Origin of the sequence: Flavobacterium sp. RHBU_3 (genome assembly GCF_046613565.1) — a bacterium.
Classification (GTDB): Bacteria; Bacteroidota; Bacteroidia; order Flavobacteriales; family Flavobacteriaceae; genus Flavobacterium.
This window is the reverse complement of the sequence record NZ_JBKJHC010000007.1, coordinates 38761-60617: the sequence shown is the minus strand read 5'-3', so window position 1 is coordinate 60617 and position 21857 is coordinate 38761. Positions and strand designations below refer to the sequence as shown.

The following is a 21857-nucleotide window of genomic DNA, read 5'->3' as shown; positions in this document are numbered from 1 at the left end:
TTAAAAGGGAAAGGAATGATAAAAGTAAATGCTGTTTTTGACATTGGGAAAACCAACAAGAAATTCTTCCTTTTTGATGAAAACTATAAAGAGGTTTTTAGGGAATATACCCGCCTGGACGAAACTACGGACGAAGACGGTTATCCTACTGAAGACCTGGGCCTGCTGCGCAAATGGATAGAGGACACCTTTGATGCCGCGCTTAAAAACACGGAGTTCCATATACAAACACTTAACTTTTCGTCGTACGGGGCCAGTTTTGTGCACCTTGATTACAAAGGGCAGCCATTAACCCCGTTGTATAACTATACCAAGGATTTTGACCCAGAAGTGGCTGCGGAGTTTTACGCCAAATACGGCGGTGAAATGAAAATAGCCCGCGATACGGCCTCGCCGCAGTCGGGTTTCCTGAACTCGGGGATGCAGTTGTATTGGCTTAAAGCCAGAAAACCTGAGGTATTTGGAAAAATAAAATACAGCCTGCACCTGCCGCAGTACCTGTCGTACCTGTTTACGGGTATACCGGTAAGCGAATACACCAGTATAGGGTGCCATACAAACCTGTGGGATTATGATAAGGACGATTACCATGAATGGGTGCATGACGAAGATATTGATAAAATACTGCCACCTATAGTACCTACATCGGCCAGTATCAACACTACTTACAAAGACCATAAACTGAAAATAGGTGTGGGTATACATGACAGTTCTTCGGCGTTATTGCCGTATATCCTTAGCAAGAAAAAGCCATTTCTGTTGCTGTCTACCGGTACCTGGAGCATCGCCCTAAATCCTTACAGTACAGAGAGCCTTACCGAAAAGGATATTGAAGACAACTGCCTGAACTACCTGCGTATCGACGGCAAACGTGTAAAGGCGTCGCGCTTTTTTATGGGCAATGAATACCGCCTTCAGGTAGAAAACCTTTGCGACCATTATGGTAAGGAGTACGGTTATCATCATAACATATTGTTTGATGCCGATATTTACCTGAAGCTGATAGAAAAGCCGGCGGTGTATTTTGAGTTTGGAGGTACATCATTGCAAAAGCAGGAGGGGCAAACGGACCTCTCGGCCTTTGCGACCTTTGAGGAAGCCTACCACCAGCTGATGATAGAGCTTATGGCACAACAAATCAGTACGATAACCAATGCCATAGGCGACAGCGATATAAAAACCATTTACATAGACGGTGGTTTTACCGATAACGATGTGTTTATGAAGCTGATGTCGCACCACTTCAGCAGTTTTAAGGTGCTGTCTACACAGTCGCCTTTAGGCTCTGCGCTGGGTGCTGCTATGGTTATTTCTGACAAGAAAGTAACAAACAAGTTCCTGAAAGAGAACTATGCCATGAAAAAGCTGGTACCTCTTTTTTTTGATGTTTAATTGTGGTCAAAGAGCATAGATAATGCAGTTACAATACAATCATAATTTTCCTTCGGTTGAGGATTTGATTAAAGAAGCAAAGCGGAAAATACCCCGCTTTGCTTTTGAATATCTTGATGGCGGGTGTAACGAGGACGTAAACCTTGTAAAGAACACCGCCGAAATTCGTGAGGTAGAACTTAAGCCGTACTACCTGAGCAAACACATAAAATCGGAACAAAAAACCGAATTGTTCGGGCATACCTATGATGCACCGTTTGGTATATCTCCCGTAGGCCTACAGGGCCTTATGTGGCCCAATGCCCCGGAAATCCTTGCCAAGGCGGCTTACGAGCACAACATACCGTTTATACTGAGTACCGTTACTACAGCCAGCATAGAACGCATAGCTGAAATTACCCACGGCCAGGCATGGTACCAGTTGTACCACCCGGCTGAGGCAGCGGTGCGTAACGATATTATTAAAAGGGCTGAAGCTGCTGAATATCCTGTATTGGTTGTGCTTTGTGATGTACCTACGTTTGGGGTACGCCCAAGAGACATTCGTAATGGTCTTGCCATGCCACCAAGGATGACGCTAAAAAACATACTGCAAATACTGGGCAGGCCGGAATGGGCCATGAAAACTCTGATTCACGGGCAGCCAAGCTTTAAAACCCTGGAACCATACATGGAAAAGGGTATGAACATGAAGCAACTGGGTCAGTTTATGAACCGCACCTTTAGCGGCAGGGTAAACGAAGAACGCATAGCACCCATCCGTGATATGTGGAACGGCAAGCTGGTGCTGAAAGGAGTAGCCAGTGAGGAAGATACTGAGACGGCTATTAAACTGGGTTTTGATGGAGTAATAGTGTCAAATCACGGCGGCAGGCAACTCGATGCAGGGCAAAGCGCCATAGCATCTATGGAACCCATTGTACAAAACTACAAAGACAAGATAAAGATAATGATGGACAGTGGTATTCGCAGTGGTGTGGATGTAGCCCGTACACTGGCCAGTGGTGCCGATTTTACCTTTATGGGGCGTACGTTTATGTACAGCGTGGCAGCATTGGGGAACGAAGGAGGTAACCACGCCATAAGCATGCTGAAAGTACAGCTGCAACAGGTTATGGAGCAGGTGTGCTGCGAAAGGGTGGAGGATTTCCCGAATCATTTGATTTAAATTTGTTTAAAAGCCCATAAAACAATAGACCGTCTAAAATTTTAGACGGTCTATTGTTTTATATAGATTGCAGAATTTACTTATTTGTTAGGAGTAAATACCAGGCAAACAGGTTGACAAAGCTCTATCTTCTTTCCGGTATAGCTCAGGAAACCGGTAGTTTTATCGCGCTTAAAAATAGCAATGTTGTTTGTGTTTTGGTTCGCAACCAATACAAACGCATCATTTGGCCCAATGATAAAATTACGCGGTCCGCTACCTTGAGTGCTTATTTGTTGTACCAGGCTCAGTAAGCCATTAGCATGCACCCTGTATACGGCTATGGTATTAGCATCACCGCGGTTAGTAGCGTACAAAAACTTACCGTCGTTACTAAAATGAATATCGGCAGCTCCGTGTTTACCGTTTAGCAGGTTAGGAGTTACGTTTACTTCCTGCACGTTGGTCAGTTTATCGTTAGTATAATCAAGGGTAGTCAGTGTACCATCAAGTTCCTGCAATACATGTACAAAAGTACCGTTCGGGTTAAATACCAAATGGCGTGGGCCACTGCCTGCTTTCAAGGTAAAAGCATCTTTAAACACAAGTGTTTTGGCACCGCCGTTAGGGTTATAGCTGTACATATACAATTTATCAGTACCCAGGTCATTGGCAAAAACATATTTATTGTCGGGGCTAAAATACACCATGTGTACATGCGGGCCTTCCTGGCGGCTTTTATCCGGACCGGTGCCGCTGTGTTTAATAACCTGTTTGGCATCGTTAAGGCTGCCATCTGCTTTACGTTCAAAAACACCGATTGTTCCACCGCTGTAATTAGCCACAATTACGTTTTTATCGTCGTTAATTATATAACACGGGTCGGCACCGCCACTGTCTTTTTTATTTATAAAATCCAGCTTGCCGGTTGTAGGAGTATATTTAAAGGCACTTACGGTACTTTTTGCACCATCTTCGTTAACGCTGTAAATATTTTTTTTGTCTTTGGTAACAGTAAGGTAGCTTGGGTTTATTACACCTTCGGTATTGGATTTAAGCTTAAAATCCAGTGTGTTTACATTAAAGTCGTACACGTATATTCCTTTGCTTTGGCAGGCATTAGTATAGGTTCCTACAACAAGATTGTAGTTGTCCTGGGCTGAAGCCACCGTTACAGCAAATAAAGCTAAGGCTTTGATTAATTTCATAGTAGGCAATTTAGTCATTGCAAAAGTAACTTATTTAAATGTTATGTGAAATTTGCAATGTGTTTTTACGTTTTCAATTCAGATAAAAATGCTTATTTTTGACAAACTTTCGAGCGAATGCAGTTTAAACACCCGGACATTCTTTACTTCTTATTCCTGCTTATCATCCCGATATTAGTGCACATGTTTCAGTTGCGCCGCTTTAAAAAGCAGTATTTCACTAATGTCCGTTTTCTTAAGGAACTTAATATGCAAACCCGTAAAAGCTCGGTCATTAAAAAATGGCTGCTGCTTGCTACGCGTTTACTACTGCTTACAGCACTAATCATAGCCTTTGCCCAACCGTATTTTAAAGCAAAAGATGATGATAAAACGGGTAATGAGCTGGTAATATTGCTTGATAACTCATTCTCAATGCAGGCTAAGGGAAGTCGTGGCGAACTGTTAAAACGTGCTGTGCAGGATTTACTTGAAAATACTCCTGAAAACCAACAATTTTCATTAATAACAAATAATGGTGCCTGGTGGGATACTGATATAAAATCAGTACAAAAAGATCTTCAAAACCTGCAATATACCGATGTACCTTTCAGGCCGGATTTTCTTGTTACGAGGGCTAAGTCTAAAAATCCTGCTACGGGCAAAGATGTAGTGGTAATTACTGATGGTGTAAACCTAGACAGCAAGTATGTTTCTGGATTTGAAAACACTACCGCTTATGCTATAACCCCGGAGGCGGAAAACACCAATAATATTTCTGTTGATAGTGTGTTCATTTCGCAGGTAATGGATAATTTCTATGAAGTAAAGGTAGACATGAAAGCTTATGGCGATGCCGATGAAGACGTTCCTGTTGCTTTATATAACGGTAAAAGCCTTATTGCTAAAACCCTTGTGAAATTTGAAGGTGATAAACAAAGCAGCACTTTTACCATTCCTAAAAAAGACTTTCACGGCTATGTGTCTTTAACGGATAACAGTCTTTCGTATGATAATACATATTATTTTAGCATATCGAAGCCACAAAAGTCTAATGTACTGGCTATAGGAACTGCCGATAAGAACAAATTTTTAGGACGTATCTATACTGCGGACGAGTTTAATTTTACAGATACCCAACTTGGAACTTTAGACTATAACAGCCTTGAAAAACAAGATGCTATAATACTAAATGAACTTGATGAGATTCCGCAATCGCTTATTACAACCCTTAAAGATTTTTATGGTAAAGGCGGTAGCATAGTTGTTATACCTTCGGCTGCTTGTAGTATACAAAGCCTGAACAGCCTTATGGCGGCATTTGGTAACAGCCAGTTTAAACCGTTTACAAAAGGCGATAAGCAAATTACCAAGATTGCCTTTAACCACCCGCTGTACCAAACTGTTTTTGAGAAGAAAACAGATAATTTCCAGTACCCTAAGGTAAGTAGCAGCTTTATACTAAGCGGTAGTACACTGCCTGTGCTTACGTATGATGACCAAACGCCGTTCCTTGCTTCTATGACAAACAGGCTGGGCAATGTTTATGTTTTTGCTGCGCCGATTAACAAAGCCAACACAAATTTCCAGAACTCGCCGCTTATAGTACCTACATTTTACAACATGGGGCAAAACAGTGGTAAAACAGGTATTAGCGCCATAACCATAGGCAGCAACCAAAACCTGGTTATAGATACGGTTTTAGGTAAAGACGAAGTTGTAAATGTAAAAGGCGATAAAACCGATTTTGTACCTGCACAACAATTACTTAGCAACAAAGTAAAACTATCATTTGGCAATTATCCGGAACTGGCCGGCAATTACAGTGTATATAAAGGCAATGAAAAACTAAAGGACATCAGTTTTAACTATGCCCGAACAGAGAGCAATTTAAGCCTTGAAAATACTGCCGCATTGGGCAGCTTTACCAAGGCCGATTCTATAGCAACTGTGTTTAACGATATTACGTCATCCCGTACGGCTAATGAGCTGTGGAAATGGTTTGTAATAGGCACACTGTTGTTTCTTATTCTTGAACTACTGATACAAAAATTTGTAAAATAAAATGAACCTTATCTTTAAAAACGCCGTTATCATTGACCCGAAAAGCCCTCACCACAATAAGGCTGTAGATATTCAGGTAGAAAATGGCATTATTACAAAAATAGGTACCGGCCTTGATGCTGCCGGATTTGAAAATATAGTACTGGATAACCTGCATGTTTCTAAAGGTTGGTTCGACAGTTCGGTGAGCTTTGGTGAACCGGGGCATGAAGACCGCGAAACCATAGCCAACGGACTTGATGTGGCAGCTAAAAGTGGTTTTACTGCTGTGGCGGTACAGCCTACTGGCATTCCGGTAGCGGATAACCAGGCCGATATATTTTTCCTTAAAGGCAAGGCGGCTCATACAGCTACAGAAATTTACCCTATAGGCGCCCTTACAAAGGGCAGTGAGGGTAAAGACATAGCCGAGCTGTTTGATATGAAGAATGCCGGTGCAGTAGCTTTTGGTGATTACCAAAAAGCGCTACAGGATGCCAACCTGCTGAAGATAGCTTTACAGTACGTTCAGGATTTTGACGGGCTGGTAATTGCATTCTCTCAGGATGATAAAATTAAAGGTAAAGGTGTGGTGCACGAAGGTATTGTAAGTACCCGTTTAGGACTTAAAGGCATACCGGCTCTTGCCGAGGAGCTTCAGATAGCCCGTAACCTGTACCTGCTGGAATATACAGGTGGTAAGCTGCATATACCTACCATAAGTACTGCTAAATCGGTGGCGCTTATCCGTGAGGCCAAGCAAAAGGGACTTAATGTAACTTGTAGTGTAGCGGTACATAACCTGTTGTTTACAGACGAGGTGCTTACTGATTTTGAAAGCAACTATAAAGTTCTTCCTCCGCTTCGTCCGGAAGGGGAGCGTAAAGCACTATTAAATGGTGTGCTTGATGGCACTATTGATGTTATTACATCTGACCACAACCCACTGGATGTAGAGGTTAAAGTGCTGGAGTTTGATTTAGCTAAAGATGGTACTATTGGCCTGGAGAGTGCATTCGGTGCTTTGGGTACCCTGCTTCCGCTTGAGGTTATTATAGATAAACTTACTGCTGCCGGTGCTTTGTTTGGTGGTAGTGAGCACAATATTACTGAGGGTGCTACAGCAGTGTTTACACTGTTTAACCCTGCTGTGGAGTGGACGTTTAGCAATGCAGATATACTGAGTAAATCTAAGAACTCGGCATTTATAAACCAGCCTATGAAAGGCAAAGCATACGGTATTTACAACAGAGGTAAGCTAATACTTAATGCATAACATTTTGAAAAAGTTATTCTTTGTTTTAACGGTACTTACTTTAGCCTGCTCATGCAGTAAAGTGAAGGAGAAAACCAAGGAAACCCTTAATAAGGGTGGTGAAACTGTTGGTGAAATGGCTACCGAATTCACTGAGGGTGTAACTGAAGGCGTAGATCGCACGCTGGATAGTAAGATTGTCCTGTCGGAAGGGTTAAAACAACAGGGAATAGCTTTAGGTAAATATCATATAGAAAACGATTCGCTTGGACACAATAACAAAATTGTAGTGTACCTGATTACCGAAAAAGCTTTTAAAGGTAGCCTTACCTTTAAGGTTTCCGATAAAAAGGGAGTAGAATTTGGTCGTAGCCAGTTGACACTTGATACCAAGGCAGGCGCCGCTAACTACTACGATGTTGTCTTTGATCCGCGTACCGATATTGAAGTTAAAAGCACTATTGAAATAAACTAAATAATGGACAAACAAATAATAGAGCAGGGCAAAGGCGCCGCAATAACCGCATACATAATGGGGGTTGGCGCACTTATAGCCATGTCTATGAATTCTGAAAATAAAAACCCTTTCGCGTCATTTCATATTAGACAAGGGCTGGGGCTTACTATACTATTTATAGTTATTGGTTATACTATCAGTGGTTTCTGGACCCCTATGATTGCCTTTCCGTTTTACCTGTTTATGGTAGTGCTTTGGGGTTATGGTTTTTATACGGCACTTACCGGGCAGATGACACCTATGCCACTTGTAGGTAAGTTGTTTCAGAAATTTTTTAAAAACCTGTAATTAATGGAATTATCATTATATCATTTAATAAGGGAACCTAAAGTAAAGCTGGATAAGAACCCGTTACTGATTCTTATTCACGGATACGGCAGTAATGAGGAAGACCTATTCGGTTTTGCCGAACAACTGCCCGATGAATACCTTATCCTATCGGTACGTGCACCTTATGATATGTCCGGCTACGGTTATGCCTGGTATGCTATAAACTTTGATGCTGACATGAATAAGTTTACCGATGATGTACAGGCCGCACAGTCGCGAGATCTTATTGCTACATTTATTGATGAGGCCGTAGCAGCTTACTCTGTAGATAAAGATAAGGTAACACTTATTGGGTTCAGCCAGGGCGCTATATTAAGCTATTCCGTAGCCCTGAAATACCCTGAAAAAGTGAGTAGGGTAGCGGCTCTGAGTGGATATCTGCATACGCCTATAATTACACAGAATGTAAATGTGGAGCAGCTTTCGCATCTTAAGTTTTTCATTTCTCATGGCGTTGTAGACCAGGTTATACCGATAGACTGGGCGCGAAAGGCTCCAGAATTTTTAAATACACTCGGTATTACAAACGAATACCACGAATACCCTGTAGGCCATGGTGTAGCACCGCAAAATTTTTATGATTTACTAAAGTGGCTGGATAAATAGATTTTCTATTTTTTATGTTCTATTTTATATTGTAAATATTCAATTTAAAATAGAACATAGAAAATAACCAATAGAAAATCAAAAATTATCTTCCGGGGTTTTGCTTTATGTATACTTCGGTTGCGCCAAGTCCATACTTTTGGTAATTGGCATCACCAAAAACTACTTCTTCATAGCGACCTAAAAGATAATCCAACTCTGATTTCAATACACCTTCACCTACACCGTGTATAAATACTATGCGGGGTATACGGTTTTTTATAGCATATTCCAGGTGGTGGCGTGCGGTATCCATTTGCAGGTTAAGGATATCGTAATTGCTCATGCCTTTTTTGTTGCGAACCAGCTTTTCTACATGCAGGTCTATTTCCAGTACCACACTATCTTTTCGGGATTTCTTTTCGGGTACAGGCTGTTTGCGTTTTACGGGAGTTTCTTTTTCCCTTAAAACGCTACCAAGGCTTTTACCTGCAAACAATGCACCAAGGCTGCCGCCGGTGGGTATAAGCTCGCTTTCGGTAAAAAGCAGCTCAAAACCTTCAGCGGTTATAACAGCTACTTTTCCGTCTTTTTTATACGATTTTACAGTACCGGTAAAAGAATCGTCCAGCACGCTTACTTTGTCGCCGGGCTTAAACTTCATCACTTTCGTTTTGCTGTTGTTTTTCCCATTCTTCACGCTCACGCTGATCGCGTAGTTCGCGTTCATGTTTGCTGGGTACTTTGCTCATAATACGTGTTAACCCCACTAAAAATATGATTATAGCGGGAGCCATTATTAATATATTTGGTTTTTGTAACGACTGTTCGTACAGCGCTAAAAATGCACAGGCAAAAATGAGTATTATATATATTGTCTTCACATTGCAAAAATAGGGTAAAGCATTTACAAAAGAAAATCGGGTTACCGTTACAGTAACCCGATTTTTGATATTATAGTATATAAAGTATTATACCGCCGATGCTACACCGGCTATAACAGCTATAACAATCATAAGTACATAGAAACCAATACCTACTATAGTAAGTATACCTACAAACTTATAATGTGATTTCAGGTTTTGAAATGCTTCTGTCAGTGCTTGAGTATCATTGCTCTCAAAGGCAGCTTTGGTCTTATTACCAAATTTGAAAAGATAAAGCACAGGGAAAAAGTATAAAAGAGCTATAAGGATGTAAACCAGTCCTATAAATACACCGCTCGCGGCGCCCATAGCACTAAAAGCACCGCCCATGGCGCCACCCATAGAACCCAATGTCATAATAAATAAAGCCATCAGCACAAAAAAGCCAATAAATACAAATCCTACAATTGACAGAAATCTAGCCCATTTGCCCGCTTCTCTTACAAAATCCTTAGCTTCCTGTGTAAGTTGTAGTTCAAATGAATCAAATGATGATTGTGTAGAAAAATCCTCCATAAAAAAATAATTGGTTATTGTTCAAATTGTTTTAATGTTTCAATAATTATGTCAACGCAGCTTAACAATTGTTCTTCGGTCATTACTAAAGGTGGTGCAAAACGTATAATATTGCCATGCGTCGGTTTGGCTAACAGCCCTTTATGCATCATGGCTACACAAATGTCCCATGCCGTAGAACTGTCCTCTGTATCGTTAATAACAATTGCGTTAAGCAGCCCTTTTCCTCGTACAAGAGTAGCTATTTTACTGCCTGCAATATAAGCATTGATTTTTTCTCTGAAAATAGTACCAAGCTTTTCTGCATTCTCAGCCAGTTTTTCTTCGTTTACTACCTCAAGCGCCGCAATGGCTACGGCTGCTGCTATAGGGTTTCCACCAAAGGTACTACCATGCTGACCGGGCTTAATAACGTTCATAATATCGTCATTAGCTAAAACTGCACTTACCGGGTAAACACCGCCTGATAGCGCTTTCCCCAGAATAAGGATGTCAGGTTGTATGCCTTCGTGCTGTACAGCAAGAAGCTTTCCTGTACGGGCTACGCCGGTTTGTACCTCATCTGCAATAAACAGTACGTTGTTTTGTTCGCAGAGTGTCTTGGCTCTTGCAAGGAAACCCTCAGAAGGGACATAAACGCCGGCTTCACCCTGTATAGGTTCTACTAAGAAACCTGCTATGTTTGTTTCGGTAGCGAGTACACTTTCTAAGGCTGCAATATCATCATAAGGAATGCTAATGAATCCTGCCGTGTAAGGCCCGAAGTTTTTGCGAGCGTTTTCGTCGTTGCTAAATGATATTATGGTTGTTGTACGCCCGTGGAAGTTACCTTCGCATACTATTATTTTGGCTTCGTGTTCGGCTAAGCCTTTCTTTTCATACGCCCATTTACGGCATAGCTTTATAGCAGTTTCCACGGCCTCAGCACCTGTGTTCATGGGAAGTATCTTATCAAAACCGAAGTAGCGGGTTACATACTCCTCATAGCGCCCCAGTTGGTCGTTATAAAAAGCACGAGATGTAAGGGTTAGTGTTTGTGCCTGTGTGGTAAGCGCACCTACAATTTTTGGGTGGCAGTGACCTTGGTTTACGGCAGAGTAGGCCGAAAGAAAATCATAATAGCGTTTTCCCTCAGCATCCCAAACGTATACGCCTTCGCCGCGCGAAAGTACTACTGGAAGTGGGTGGTAATTGTGTGCCCCGTATTTGTCTTCAAGGGCAATTGCTTTTTCGGTATTTGTTTGTTGTAAAACCGGCATTTGAATTGTGAAATTTCAATAAAAAAATCTTCAATTCCTTCTTATAGGAGAGAAATCATCCTTGCAGCTGCAAATTAGTAAATTTTGCAAATATTTTAAGGATTCGTCTATTAAATATAGATCATTGATTTACACCTCGGTTTGTGCTGTTACGTCAAAATTATTCTTTTCAATAATACGTTGTAAAAGCGTAACAGCTCTATCTTTAAGCCATTCAGGTTCCAGTATTTCGGCACGATCGGCAAACATAAGGTACCAGCGCAGCAGGCCTTCTTCGGCCCATTGGGTATAAAATGTCATATCTATGGTGTCGCCATTATCAATTTCAGATGAAAACCCGTAAAAGTGCTTGCGGCTTGTAAGATACGGCACCGAACTTTTCAGCACGCGCAACACTACTTTTTCTACCGGGTAGGTTTCCCATGCCTTAGGGTAGCGTTCGCGGTATTCCTTAAGGCTTACGTGTTCCTGTTGCTGTATATTGGTAAGCTTAATAGATATAATTCTGTCCAGCCTGAACTGCCTGTATTCACCACGCAGGTGGCACCAGGCTATGGTGTACCAATAGCCGTTTTCGTGGAAAATGCCAATAGGCTCTACCATACGGGTATTTTCGCTGTCTTTACCAAAGGCTTTGTATACCATTTCTACCACTTTTTTTTCCGCAGTGGCTTTCAGTAAGGTATCAAGGGCATTGGTTTGTGGTGGTATCGCCTTTTGGTGGTCCAGCACATCTATCTGGTTTTCCAAGGCGTCTACCAGGTCTTTCTCGGTATTACGCAATACGGCCTTTACCTTAAACAAAGCCGATGAAAAATTATCTTTTAGCCCTTTATCTGTAAAGGTTTCCATAAGCTTACCTGCGGTAATAAATGCCATGGCTTCTTCGGGGGTAAACATTACCGGGGGCAGGCGGTAGCCGTCTACCAGCGAATAACCCACACCGGCTTCGCCATACAGGGGTACACCTGCTTCTTCAAGCGAACGAATATCACGGTATACTGTGCGCAGGCTTATATCAAAACGGTCGGCCAAATCCTGAGCCTTTACAACCTTTTTAGATTGCAGCTGTATTAGTATGGCAGTTATACGGTCGAAGCGGTTCATTACAGGTTATTTAGTATTTTGAAGCATCTCAAGCAACTTCAATGTAGTATTCCAGTTGCGCGTGGTACTCTTCAGGCTCATTTTGCTTTCTATAAAAGAGTTGCTTAGCTTACTATCTGCGGCGCTTTGCGATAGTTTCAGGTACATAATGCTGCCTATGGCTTTAAACTCGTCGTCGCTGCGGTTGTATTTTTTCATCTGGTCCAGCCCCTGAATGGTAGCCTCACCCGAAAGAAAGGTTACAAAATACTTTTTCACTCCCTGGCCTTCCGGTTCAGGGCCTGTGTATGGGTTGTTGTCTATAGCCTTTTGTAGTTCGGCTTCGTCCAAAATAAAATTAAACACATCGTGGCCGTACTCTTTATAGAGTAGTGTTTCCATTTCGCGCTTTATTTTTGCCTTATCGGTTTCATCTGTAGTAAATACCACATTGCCACTTTGTATGTAGGTTGCTACGTTTTTATAGCCCTCAGCTTCCATCACCTTACGAAGGTGTTCCATTTTTATAATGTTATGGCCGCTAACATTTACGGCGCGAAATAAGGCAAGGTATGCAGGCATTTTTTTTGTTTTTATTTAAGTTCGTTTTCCATTATGGTCAGGTTTTCCAGGAAATGAGTGTCCTCGGTAGAATTCTTTTTCACTATTGCTGCCCATTTTGCAAAGTTAGTTTTATCTTTTACACGATAATAATGCCCAGCCATATTAAAAGCCATTTCTGCATTCTGACTCTTATCTGTAGACAAAGCAATACCTTTAGTGTAAATTTTCTCCGCTTCGGATACGTTGCCCGATTGCACATACGCATATCCTAACTCTCTGTAAAACATATAATTTTTAGGCTCTTTTGCTATTCCTTTTTTTAGTATCTCAATTGCTTTTTCAAATTGCTCTGTAGCATTGTAAGCAAAAGCGAGTTCAAATAGTACTCCTTTATATTCCGGTTCTTTTGCGTAGGCTTGTAAGAGTACAGGTATAGCTTCCTGACAGCCACCTATTTCATTTAATAAATAACCCTTTCGGTATAGCCTGTCTGTATCATTTTCTCCTTCCCTATATATTTTTAACCAATCAGGCTCTGTGGGCAAGCCCATTTCCTTAATTTTTTCGTCGGGTAGTATAGCTAATTTTGCCCATCTCGTTTCTATACGGTACTTCATACTGCTTTCCCTGGGTTTGTTATCACGTACAAACTTATTGTTTACTACTGTAAAATCGCCTTGGTAGTCAAAGGTATATCCGGCTGATCCGTCCAGGTATACAACACCGTACAAATATTTGTCATCGCCTTCTTTTTGAGGAAGTGCCACCCATTTATTTTCGCACTGGTAGTATTCTTTGTTGTAATAAAGGCCATCTTTTTGGGCAAGTAGTAAGCTATAGTTGCATAGCGCTAACAGATAAAAAAGTATCGATTTTGTTTTCATTTATACTAAGGTTTAATTGGTTTATGCTAATATACGAGTTTAAAGTATATCCTTATCTTTAAGGGGGATTATGATTAGTGAATTTATTCATACAAAAACTGTATTTTTGCGCCATGGGAAAAAGAAAAACAGACAAGATCGTTTTTACGAATGTAGATGTGCTTGATGCCGGCGCCAAAGGCGTTTCTGTAGCTAAAGCTCCGGACGGTAAGGTTATTTTTATACCAAATGTAGTACCGGGAGATGTGGTAGATGTGCAAACCTTTAAAAAACGCAAAGCGTATTATGAAGGTAAGGCGGTACATTTTCATGAATACAGTGCCGATAGAACCATACCGCAGTGCCAGCATTTTGGCTCTTGTGGTGGCTGTAAGTGGCAGAACATGAAGTACGAAAAACAGCTTTACTATAAAAATAACGAGGTTTATAACCACCTTAAGCGCATTGGTAAAATAGAGTTGCCTGATTTCGAGCCGATAAAAGGCAGTGAAAAGCAGTTTTATTACCGTAATAAAATGGAGTTTTCTTTTTCAAATTCCCGTTGGATTACCGATGCCGAAGCACAAAGCGGTGAGGAAATAGAACGTGGTAATGCATTGGGTTTCCATATTCCGCGTATGTGGGATAAAATTCTTGATATAACCCACTGCCACCTGCAGGAAGACCCAAGCAATGCTATACGTAACAGCATACGCGATTTTGCAAATCAGCACGGTATGGAGTTCTTTAATCCACGTGAGCATAGCGGATTGCTACGTACTTTAATGATACGTACCGCAAGTACCGGAGAAATTATGGTGTTGATACAGTTCTTTGATAACAACAAAGAACAGCGTGAACTGCTACTGAATTATCTTGCAGAAGTATTCCCGGGTATAACTTCATTACAATACGTAGTAAATCAAAAAGCTAACGATACGCTATACGACCAAAAGGTAGTGCTGTATAAAGGCCGTGATTACATACTGGAAGAAATGGAGGGGCTTACCTTTAAAATTAATGCCAAATCATTTTATCAGACAAACAGTGACCAGGCGTATGAACTATATAGCATAACCCGCGATTTTGCAGGACTTACCGGTAATGAGCTGGTGTACGACCTGTATACCGGTACGGGTACCATAGCACAGTTTGTATCGCGCAAAGCCAAAAAAGTTGTAGGGGTAGAGGCTGTGCCTGAGGCTATAGCCGATGCCAAGGAAAATGCCCTGCGCAATAATATTACCAATTGTGAGTTTTTTGTAGGGGATATGAAGGATGTGTTTAACGCTGAGTTTATAGAAACTCACGGTCACCCCGATGTTATTATAACCGACCCTCCGCGCGATGGTATGCATAAAGATGTGGTAGACCAGATACTGCGCATAGCACCACAAAAAGTGGTATATGTAAGTTGTAACTCGGCTACACAAGCGCGCGACCTTGCACTTATGGATGAAGTGTATAAGGTAACAAGGGTGCGTCCTGTAGATATGTTCCCACAAACACACCACGTAGAAAATGTGGTGTTGCTGGAAAAACGATAGATCAAAAAAACGCTATGAAGAGATTTATTTTAAGTGTGGTAGTACTAAGCGTCATTTGCGGCTATATGATGAGCTGTGAAAAAGATGACATTTGTGCTGAAGGTACGCTGACTACGCCAAATATGGTGGTGGCATTTTATAACAGTGGTAACAGGGCCGCATTTAAAGCTGTGGCTAACCTTAAGATTTTTGTAGAAGGTTATCAGGATACCATTGCTATAGGCCGTGTAGACAGTACTGCACTGGTGCCACTTAGGGTAGACACCACATCAGTAAAATGGGGTTTTAAGTATACTTATACCAATACGCTGGGTGTAAAACAGGTGGTTATAGACTATCTTGATTTTAGCTATACCACACGAGACGAATATATATCGCGTGCTTGTGGTTTTAAAACATTGTTTACCCTAAACGATGATACAACACCTTCGCCAAATCCTGTAATTTCGGATGGGGGCGATGGAGATGCTTGGATACAGGACACTGAAATAGTGAACCCTGAAATAGAAAACGAAGATGACACACATGTTAAAATATACTTTTAGCCTCTTTTTACTTTTTTCTGTTTTAGGTGTATCTGCACAACAGGAACTTAAAGTAGAAAAAGCCGATACAGTAAAGGCACCACTTACTGTAAAGCCTACACAACAGCGATACGGGTTACGCGTGGGTATAGACCTGCACAGGCTTAGCCGTTCGTTTTATTATGACGGTTTTAAAGGACTGGAAGTAGTAGGAGATTACAGGCTTACCAAAAAATGGTATGCAGCGGCTGAGCTGGGCAATGTAAACTTTAATAAAGATGACGACCAGCTTAATTATACTACAAAAGGTAGTTACCTTAAGGTAGGATTTGATTATAACGCTTACGAAAACTGGCTGGATATGGAAAATATGATTTACATAGGTTTCCGTTATGGGTTTTCTACCTTCAACCAAAGGCTAAATTCGTATACCATATATCAAAACACCGATATATCTTCCAGTGATGATGTATCTAACTATTTTGATGATGTAACTATTAACGAAGCTCGCGATTACAGCGGACTTTCCGCACACTGGCTGGAAGTGGTAGGAGGGGTTAAGGCTGAGCTTTTCAGTAATCTTTACCTTGGCTTTAGTGTAAGGCTAAATAGCTTGCTTTCAAACAAGAAACCTGCAGATTTTGATAACCTATACATTCCCGGTTTTAACCGTACCTACGATGGAAGTTTTGGTGTAGGTTTTAACTATACGCTATCGTATTTTATTCCATTGTACAAAAAGAAAGAGGTACAGGAGAAAAAACCGGAAGCTAAACCTAAAAATTAAAAGTCTAAACGATTATAAAAAATTAATGCCCCGAATTTCGGGGCATTAATTTTTTATTTTCCATCCTTGTCTACAACAGGGCGGTTTTCTCTGTTAGCAAGTTCCCAGGCAGTTACAAACGCAAGTTGTGCTCGTTTTGTCAGTAAATCATATTCTATTTTGTTTGGCTTGTCTGTTGCCTTGTGGTAATCAGCATGTACACCGTTAAAGTAGAAAATAATAGGAATGCCTTTCTTTGCAAAGTTATAGTGGTCAGACCTGAAATAGAACTGGTTAGGGTCATTCCTTTCGTTATATTTATAATCCAGTTTCAGGTGGGTATACTTAGCATTGGCAGCTTCGTTAATGTTATGCAGGTCGGTGCTAAGCCTATCAGAACCAATTACGTATACATAATTTCCGTCGGCGGTATGTTCCTCATCCCTGCGTCCTATCATGTCTATGTTAAGGTCAGCAATGGTGTTAGCAATAGGGAAAAGTGGATTTTCACTGTAATAGCGCGATCCGTGCAGGCCGTGTTCTTCACCCGTAACGTGCAGGAACAGTATTGAGCGTTTAGGTCCGTAACCTTGTTTCTTAGCCTCCATAAAAGCCTGTGCTATTTCCAAAAGTGCTACTGTACCCGATCCGTCATCATCTGCCCCATTGTATACTTCACCGTTTTTCATGCCCACGTGGTCGTAGTGCGCAGATATTATCAATATTTCTTCAGGTTTTTCAGTTCCTTCTATAAATGCCCATACGTTTTCAGAATCCGGCAGTTTGCTTGGGCTGAATGCCCTTGCCATAAACGCTGCAGGTACCGTTTGATACCAGCCCTCTGCTGCTTTAGGAAAAGAAATCCCATTGGCTTCATATTGGCTTATAAGGTATCTTCCGGCTTTTTTTTGTCCGGCACTTCCTGTGTTTCGCCCTTCCATGGAGTCAGCAGCTACTATATAGAGATGTTTTTTAAGATCCTGCGCCGTTATGGTATTCATGTATTTTTCTACAGGTGCAGCGGCATAGTCCTTTTTTACATCTTTAGCAGCACCACAAGCAAGGAGTAATGCCGAAAATCCTATAATATATAATCTTCTCATATTTAATTTTAATGCAAGGTAAAGATAACATAATATACTGCGCAAAGAAGCACTGTAATAATGCAAACTAAATTAATGAAAAATAAAATAAGACCTTTTAAACGTGAGATAAATTTACGTCCGCCATACATATAAATGTGAGCTCTGAAGAAATAGAAAAAAGAATAACAAAACAAAATAATGGGAGCCAGCAATGTCGTAATTTCGTTAATGCTTTGACCTAAATATGATGTTAACCGGTTGATTATAGTAGTAATACAACTGAGTAATAATAAGAGCGCAAAATAATGAAGTGTAAAAATACTGTGGTCAAAAAAGAGCCAACGTTTTTTGCTATGAAACAGCCATAGCCAAAATGCAAAAATAGGCATATAGATGAATAATACTTTTGGGAGCGTATGCATAAATGCCTCACCAATTTCTTCGGTGGAAATTGTTCCATTTTCTATTTCTATAACTTTTTTTGTAAAAGTATATTCTAAATCAGTTACTTTTCCCGGAATAGCATGAAGTGAATCAAGTTTCTTTATTGAGTTTACTTTTTCTCCACTTGTTAAGGTATACTCGTTTTTCTTTTTTTCATCTAAGCCCTCGCCATTGATCTCAATGTCGCCAAGTTTATTTACTGCAATAAAATTACTCTTTGCTCCTTCGTTTTCAGCTTCTTTTTCGGGCATTATACCTATCAGTAAAAAAGTAATAAAACTTACAAAAATGTATAGTTTTACAGGAGGTACATACAATTGCCTTTTGCCTTCAAGGTATTCTACAGTAAGTTTCCCTGGGCGAAAAATAAGATACTTAATGGTTTTCCAGAATGCGCCGTCGTAGTGCGTAAGGTCTTCGGCAAAATGCCCTACAAGATGGGCAAAGCTTTGTCTGGTTTCAGTATTTTTTTGTCCACAGTGCGGGCAGTAGATTTCTAATACCTGATGGCCGCAGTTTTGGCATTCGGTATCATCCCTTAGTTTGTCGTGTGCCATAATGTTTTGTTTGGTTTTTGATGTGGCTAAAGCTATTGAAAAAAAAGAAGACCCACAATATGCGGGTCTTCAATAGTTTAATGTTTTAACATCGAGAATTAATTTTCCTCAGTTTCTTTAGTCTTTTTCTTTTCAGCAGCCTTTTCAGTTCCGGCCTTTTTTCTACCTGTACTTCCTGGCTCCAGCTTACCCGGTTTTTCTCTTTCCTGTACTATTTCCCTCAGGAAATCCATAAATACATTCCATGAGCGTTTGTCGGCTTTCGCATTATAGGCAGCGCCTTTGCTGTTGTCGTCTCCGGCTTCCTTTTCAGTAAACGCATGAACGGCACCGCTATAATAAACCATCTGCCAGTCGGCTTTGCCTTCTTTCATTTCCTTCATAAAATCTTCAATGTCCTTAGCAGGTACATATGGGTCGTCTGCTCCGTGTAGTACAAGTACTTTAGTTTTTATTTCTCCATTTGGCCTTGAGGCATCTTTACCCAGTCCACCATGAAAACTCACTACGCCTTTTACATTCAGTCCGGCACGGGCTGCTTCAAGAGCACCTGTACCACCAAAACAATAGCCTATAACTACTATATTATTCGCATCGGCACCCGAAGCAATAAGCTGATCCAATGCAGCCGAAATACGTTTTACATATTCCTTATAGTTCTTTTTATAGTAACCGGCTCTTTCGCCTGCTTCTTTGGTATCTTTAGGGTAATTACCTTCGCCATATATATCGGCCACAAAAGCATAAAATCCTTCTTTTGCCAGTTTTTGGGCTACTTCTTTGCTGTGGTCGTTTATTCCCATCCAGGCGGGTAATATAAGCACCCCGGCTTTTTTCATTCTTGGCTGATCGGGTACTGCTGCAAAGCCATTCAGTTTCTGGCTGCCTTCAATATAGGATACGGGTTTAAGCTGGGCAAATGCTGCTGCTGTAAAAAGCAGGATGGGGAGCATCATAATTTTTTTCATAATGTGAGATTGTTTTTAAGGTACGTAAAGATAAAAAGAAAGCAACTAAGTTCGGGCTTAACACAGACTGTATTACGTATTAAAGTTGTGCTAATGTTTTAAAAGTATATAGCGCTGCTATTTAACTTTATAAATAAATTCTGTATAAATGAAAAAGATATTTGAGTGGGATAGGCTATTATTTAATGACTTGCCTGTTAGTTTCCTCGCAGAAGTAGCTTTCCGCACGGTTTTAATGTTTATAGTAGTGCTGATTACTTTAAAACTTACGGGTAAGCGTGGCGTAAAGCAGTTGTCGGTATTTGAGGTGGTTATTATTATTTCGCTTGGTTCAGCTGCGGGCGATCCTATGTTTTATGAAGACGTGGGGCTTGTACCGGCAATTACTGTATTTATCATTATTTTATTAATGTACCGATGTGTAACCTGGTTATTAGCCAAAAGTAAGTGGTTTGAAAACTTTATGGAAGGTACAGCGCAATGTATTATTGAAGACGGGCAGTTTTCAATACTCAGTTTTGAGCGTGAAGATTTGGCACAGGATGAGTTTTTTGCCGAACTCCGTCTTAAATCCATTGAACACCTGGGGCAGGTGCGTAATGCTTACATAGAAACAAATGGTGCTATAAGTGTTTTCTTTTACGAAGACAAAGATGTAAAATACGGCTTGCCCATACGTCCACAGCTTTTTGCTTTAAAGAATACTGTAATACCAAAATCAGGAATATACGCCTGTACGTTTTGTGCCAATACTCAAAGGCTTGAACCTACTCAGGCTAAATGTACTGTATGCAGCCGTGCCGAATGGGTACTGGCTGTAAATACCAGGCGGGTGGTATAAAAAAGAACGGACAGCCCTCACATGCTGCCCGTTCCCGAAATTTATAATAACCCAATTTATGTAATAAAAATCATCCTCTAGATCGGCTTCCTCCGTTGCCATTACTTCTTGCCGGAGCCGATGGTGTACTTTGCCTTGGCGTAGACGGGGTACTGGTACGGGTTGCCTGTGGTACAGTACTCCTTGCAGGAGCAGTACTGCGTACATTACTATTGTTATTTCTTGATGGAGTATCATAACTTCTGGTAGGAGTGCTGTAGTTACGTGCAGGTGTGCTGTAATTATTATCGGTACCCTGACTGCGCACTACATTACTATTATTCCTTGTGCCATAATTGTTATTACTCCTTGTAGAAAAATCACTGTTAGTACGGGTAGCTGCCGGAGTATTATTATTGTTTACTCCTTGGTATTGAAATGTATTACTTCGCGTACTACTACTTTGGTTTAATGTTCTGGTTCCATTTTGCCTGCTGCTGTTACTAAAACTATTAGTATTGCTGCGGCTTCCGGTAGCCATATCGTTTCGAGATCCAGTATTACTGTTTAGTGTTCTGCCGCCTCTTACCGACGTACCGTTTGAACGGCTTTGTTCTAAATCATAGTGGTTACGGGCATTGTTATTTCTTGTAGCAAATGAGTTACCAGGATGCTGCCTTTCATACGCATTACTACGCCTTGGGGCATACATTGCCGCTGCACGGCTACTATGCCTTACATTTACATAATTGTAACTGTTGCGGCTGTTTATGTGTACATGTACATGGTTGCGGTACCTGTATACAGGGCATGGTGTCCAGTACGAGTAGTAAGTAGGGTAGTAACCCCAGTACCATGGCGAATAATATGGCCTGTAAGAACTAGCCCAAAAGATATCGAATACGGGAGGTGTTACTACATATACCGGTTCATATATATAGCTTGGGCCATATATGTATGGGTCGCCCACCACCTGAACCGATACGTTGTTATAACGGTCGCGTTCTACCTCTACAGTAGCTACGTCCTGGTAGGTATCTATGCCTAAAACAGCCTGTAGTACTATTACGTGGGTGTTGCTTTGCGAAAGTTCTACTACCCTTAGGTAGTCTACGCGGTTATCTCCGTTAAGGTCCAAATTTGATATTTGAATGTCTGGGTCGTTTAGCCTTTGTTCAAAGTCTTCAAGGTCTGCAGAGTCGCCAAATATTGAGGCCACTGCCTGCAAATCCAGGTTATCGCTTATGTCACTGTTTGTAGCCCTGACTGTGGTAACGCTTTGCGCAAAAAGGCTTCCGACCGACAGGAAAAAGGTTAAAACAGTATTTTTTAGATTAGTTTTCATGATCAGGATAAAGTTGTTATTGCTGCTATGTAAACTTTTTATTTTAGGTTAATTCATACTTTCCAATATCCGTGCCAAATAAAAAAAATATACCTTTACAAACCTAAATTATGCCCGAAAATGCAGGGTTT

The 21857-nt window shown here is 40.9% G+C and carries 23 protein-coding genes; 11 read left to right on the top strand and 12 right to left on the bottom strand.

What is annotated here, in order from left to right; genetic code table 11:
* Window positions 1-15: 15 nt before the first annotated feature.
* Together ACLI1A_RS11350 and ACLI1A_RS11345 are read left to right on the top strand one after the other, a co-directional pair.
* Window positions 16-1392 (top strand): FGGY-family carbohydrate kinase, encoded by a 1377-nt coding sequence (locus tag ACLI1A_RS11350; RefSeq protein WP_411408774.1) that lies wholly within the window; start codon window positions 16-18, stop codon window positions 1390-1392.
* 22 nt (window positions 1393-1414) lie between these two features.
* On the top strand, window positions 1415-2560 hold the full coding sequence (locus ACLI1A_RS11345; RefSeq protein ID WP_411408773.1) for an alpha-hydroxy-acid oxidizing protein: 1146 nt from the start codon (window positions 1415-1417) through the stop codon (window positions 2558-2560).
* A gap of 80 nt (window positions 2561-2640) precedes the next feature.
* On the opposite strand, the gene ACLI1A_RS11340 is transcribed toward ACLI1A_RS11345, so the two are convergent.
* On the bottom strand, window positions 2641-3747 hold the full coding sequence (locus ACLI1A_RS11340; RefSeq protein ID WP_411408772.1) for a lactonase family protein: 1107 nt from the start codon (window positions 3745-3747) through the stop codon (window positions 2641-2643).
* Window positions 3748-3864: 117 nt separating this feature from the next.
* On the opposite strand from ACLI1A_RS11340, the gene ACLI1A_RS11335 reads away from it, so the two are divergent.
* Genes ACLI1A_RS11335 through ACLI1A_RS11315 form a run of 5 tightly spaced genes read left to right on the top strand, consistent with a single transcriptional unit; the run spans window position 3865 to window position 8477 of the window.
* Window positions 3865-5790, top strand: coding sequence for a BatA domain-containing protein (locus tag ACLI1A_RS11335; protein ID WP_411408771.1), 1926 nt, complete (start codon window positions 3865-3867; stop codon window positions 5788-5790).
* A gap of 1 nt (window position 5791) precedes the next feature.
* On the top strand, window positions 5792-7045 hold the full coding sequence (locus ACLI1A_RS11330) for a dihydroorotase (protein ID WP_411408770.1): 1254 nt from the start codon (window positions 5792-5794) through the stop codon (window positions 7043-7045).
* A gap of 4 nt (window positions 7046-7049) precedes the next feature.
* The gene (locus tag ACLI1A_RS11325) at window positions 7050-7499 is read left to right on the top strand and encodes a hypothetical protein (protein WP_411408769.1); all 450 of its coding nucleotides are present in this window, start codon (window positions 7050-7052) and stop codon (window positions 7497-7499) included.
* Window positions 7500-7502: 3 nt separating this feature from the next.
* On the top strand, window positions 7503-7829 hold the full coding sequence (locus ACLI1A_RS11320) for a hypothetical protein (protein WP_411408768.1): 327 nt from the start codon (window positions 7503-7505) through the stop codon (window positions 7827-7829).
* Window positions 7830-7832: 3 nt separating this feature from the next.
* On the top strand, window positions 7833-8477 hold the full coding sequence (locus ACLI1A_RS11315; protein ID WP_411408767.1) for an alpha/beta hydrolase: 645 nt from the start codon (window positions 7833-7835) through the stop codon (window positions 8475-8477).
* Window positions 8478-8562: 85 nt separating this feature from the next.
* On the opposite strand, the gene ACLI1A_RS11310 is transcribed toward ACLI1A_RS11315, so the two are convergent.
* From ACLI1A_RS11310 to ACLI1A_RS11280, 7 genes are all read right to left on the bottom strand, one after another.
* Window positions 8563-9120, bottom strand: a complete 558-nt coding sequence (locus ACLI1A_RS11310) for a Smr/MutS family protein (protein WP_411408766.1) — start codon at window positions 9118-9120, stop codon at window positions 8563-8565.
* The gene (locus tag ACLI1A_RS11305) at window positions 9110-9253 is read right to left on the bottom strand and encodes a hypothetical protein (RefSeq protein WP_411408765.1); all 144 of its coding nucleotides are present in this window, start codon (window positions 9251-9253) and stop codon (window positions 9110-9112) included. The genes ACLI1A_RS11310 and ACLI1A_RS11305 overlap by 11 nt, the downstream gene beginning before the upstream one ends.
* 174 nt (window positions 9254-9427) lie before the next feature.
* The gene (locus tag ACLI1A_RS11300; protein WP_411408764.1) at window positions 9428-9898 is read right to left on the bottom strand and encodes a DUF5362 family protein; all 471 of its coding nucleotides are present in this window, start codon (window positions 9896-9898) and stop codon (window positions 9428-9430) included.
* A 14-nt stretch (window positions 9899-9912) separates the two neighbouring features.
* A complete protein-coding gene (gene rocD, locus ACLI1A_RS11295) occupies window positions 9913-11157 on the bottom strand; it encodes an ornithine--oxo-acid transaminase (RefSeq protein WP_411408763.1) in 1245 nt (414 codons plus the stop codon).
* Between the two features lie 129 nt (window positions 11158-11286).
* Window positions 11287-12264 carry a helix-turn-helix transcriptional regulator gene (locus tag ACLI1A_RS11290; protein ID WP_411408762.1) on the bottom strand — a complete coding sequence of 326 codons (978 nt, stop codon included), beginning with the start codon at window positions 12262-12264 and terminating at the stop codon, window positions 11287-11289.
* A gap of 6 nt (window positions 12265-12270) precedes the next feature.
* Window positions 12271-12825, bottom strand: coding sequence for a DUF1697 domain-containing protein (locus tag ACLI1A_RS11285; protein ID WP_411408761.1), 555 nt, complete (start codon window positions 12823-12825; stop codon window positions 12271-12273).
* Between the two features lie 11 nt (window positions 12826-12836).
* Window positions 12837-13691, bottom strand: a complete 855-nt coding sequence (locus tag ACLI1A_RS11280) for a tetratricopeptide repeat protein (protein ID WP_411408760.1) — start codon at window positions 13689-13691, stop codon at window positions 12837-12839.
* A gap of 113 nt (window positions 13692-13804) precedes the next feature.
* Here ACLI1A_RS11280 and rlmD point away from each other — a divergent pair, with 113 nt between their 5' ends.
* The 3 genes from rlmD to ACLI1A_RS11265 are packed head-to-tail and all read left to right on the top strand — an operon-like array spanning window position 13805 to window position 16528.
* Entirely contained in the window at window positions 13805-15217 is a 1413-nt protein-coding gene (gene rlmD, locus ACLI1A_RS11275; protein WP_411408759.1) for a 23S rRNA (uracil(1939)-C(5))-methyltransferase RlmD, read from the top strand.
* A 14-nt stretch (window positions 15218-15231) separates the two neighbouring features.
* Window positions 15232-15762, top strand: coding sequence for a DUF6452 family protein (locus tag ACLI1A_RS11270; protein ID WP_411408758.1), 531 nt, complete (start codon window positions 15232-15234; stop codon window positions 15760-15762).
* Window positions 15734-16528: a DUF6048 family protein gene (locus ACLI1A_RS11265; RefSeq protein WP_411408757.1), complete on the top strand. Its 795-nt coding sequence runs from the start codon at window positions 15734-15736 to the stop codon at window positions 16526-16528. The genes ACLI1A_RS11270 and ACLI1A_RS11265 overlap by 29 nt, the downstream gene beginning before the upstream one ends.
* A 53-nt stretch (window positions 16529-16581) precedes the next feature.
* Here ACLI1A_RS11265 and ACLI1A_RS11260 read toward each other — a convergent pair whose 3' ends face one another.
* From ACLI1A_RS11260 to ACLI1A_RS11250, 3 genes are all read right to left on the bottom strand, one after another.
* On the bottom strand, window positions 16582-17610 hold the full coding sequence (locus tag ACLI1A_RS11260; protein WP_411408756.1) for a M28 family metallopeptidase: 1029 nt from the start codon (window positions 17608-17610) through the stop codon (window positions 16582-16584).
* A gap of 8 nt (window positions 17611-17618) precedes the next feature.
* Window positions 17619-18593 carry a DUF3667 domain-containing protein gene (locus ACLI1A_RS11255; protein WP_411408755.1) on the bottom strand — a complete coding sequence of 325 codons (975 nt, stop codon included), beginning with the start codon at window positions 18591-18593 and terminating at the stop codon, window positions 17619-17621.
* A gap of 98 nt (window positions 18594-18691) precedes the next feature.
* Complete coding sequence (locus ACLI1A_RS11250) at window positions 18692-19561, bottom strand: dienelactone hydrolase family protein (protein ID WP_411408754.1); 870 nt, start codon at window positions 19559-19561, stop codon at window positions 18692-18694.
* Between the two features lie 148 nt (window positions 19562-19709).
* Between ACLI1A_RS11250 and ACLI1A_RS11245 the strand changes: the two genes are divergently transcribed.
* Window positions 19710-20402, top strand: coding sequence for a DUF421 domain-containing protein (locus ACLI1A_RS11245; protein ID WP_411408753.1), 693 nt, complete (start codon window positions 19710-19712; stop codon window positions 20400-20402).
* 70 nt (window positions 20403-20472) lie between these two features.
* Here the strand turns inward: ACLI1A_RS11245 and ACLI1A_RS11240 are convergent, their stop codons facing one another.
* Complete coding sequence (locus ACLI1A_RS11240; protein ID WP_411408752.1) at window positions 20473-21726, bottom strand: hypothetical protein; 1254 nt, start codon at window positions 21724-21726, stop codon at window positions 20473-20475.
* Between the last annotated feature and the right edge of the window lie 131 nt (window positions 21727-21857).